Here is a 1001-nt window from a genome sequence, read left to right on the forward strand (position 1 = left end):
CGGCCGCGCCGCGCTCGCCGTGCACGCGCTGACGGCCAAGCCGGAGCTGCTGCTCGCGGCCACCGACGACCGGCTGCACCAGAGCTACCGCGCCCCCGCGTACCCGGCCAGCACGGAGCTGGTGGCGACGCTGCGTGCACGGGGAGTGGCCGCCGCGGTGTCCGGCGCGGGCCCGACGGTGCTCGCGCTGACCACCGCGGGAATACTCCCGGCGGACGTCGGCGTTGAGGGTTTCGACGTCTTCGAGCTGCCCGTGGATCTCGCGGGTGTGCAGGTTGCGGCTCAGTGAAGGCTGGGTCACGTGCCTGCCGCCGGGACCGCCACGCGGGGGGTGGTTGTTGCACCCGGCACCCGCGCGGTCTACCCTCGGGGGCGTTCGATCACCGTGCGTTTCCGCACCCGATGCCGGTCCTCTGGGATCGCATCCTTCGTTGATCCGCCGAATCCGCACCGCCTGGCGAGCGGGGTAACGCGGATGAACGCAGGCGGGTTTTCGGTTTCGGCGGTGCCGAATTCCGTGTCCTCCGTTTGGAGGACGCAAACCCCTGTGGTGGAGGCGCTCCAGCTGTGTTTCGCACGGCCGAAGAGCTCGTCTCGCGTATCGGGGAGCAGATACGCCGGTTCGCGATCAGAAGCGAGCGGCAGTCCGCTGATCCACCTGGAGGCGTGGATCGGTCAGGAAGGACATGTGTGAGCAACACCGATCTTTTGAGCGACGTGAGCGGCACGGCCGAGACGAACGGCACCGCCCCCGCTCCCAAGCGGACGGTCGGCGGGCTGACCGGTAAGACCGTCGCCGAGCTGCGTTCGCTGGCTGGGGAACTCGGCGTCGGCGAGACGACGGGCATGCGCAAGGGCGACCTGATCGCCGCGATCCGCGAGCGCCAGGGCAAGTCGCGCAAGCCGCGTGCGGCGGCCGAGACGCTGCCGCTGGAGGGCGTCGGCGACGCCCCCAAGGCCGCGCCGAAGGCCGAGGCGCCCGCCGCCCCGGCCGAGACCAA

The 1001-nt window shown here is 71.3% G+C and carries 1 protein-coding gene and 1 pseudogene; both read left to right on the forward strand.

The features are described 5' to 3' along the window. Positions 1 to 289 (forward strand): annotated as a pseudogene (locus tag G3I65_RS23505) (homoserine kinase); the annotation flags it as partial. Between the two features lie 401 nt (positions 290 to 690). After that, positions 691 to 1001, forward strand: a 311-nt coding sequence (locus G3I65_RS23510; RefSeq protein WP_309235651.1) for a Rho termination factor N-terminal domain-containing protein, incomplete at its 3' end; no start/stop codon positions are given.

This window comes from Amycolatopsis sp. SID8362 (genome assembly GCF_010550475.1).
Classification (GTDB): domain Bacteria; phylum Actinomycetota; class Actinomycetes; order Mycobacteriales; family Pseudonocardiaceae; genus Amycolatopsis; species Amycolatopsis eburnea.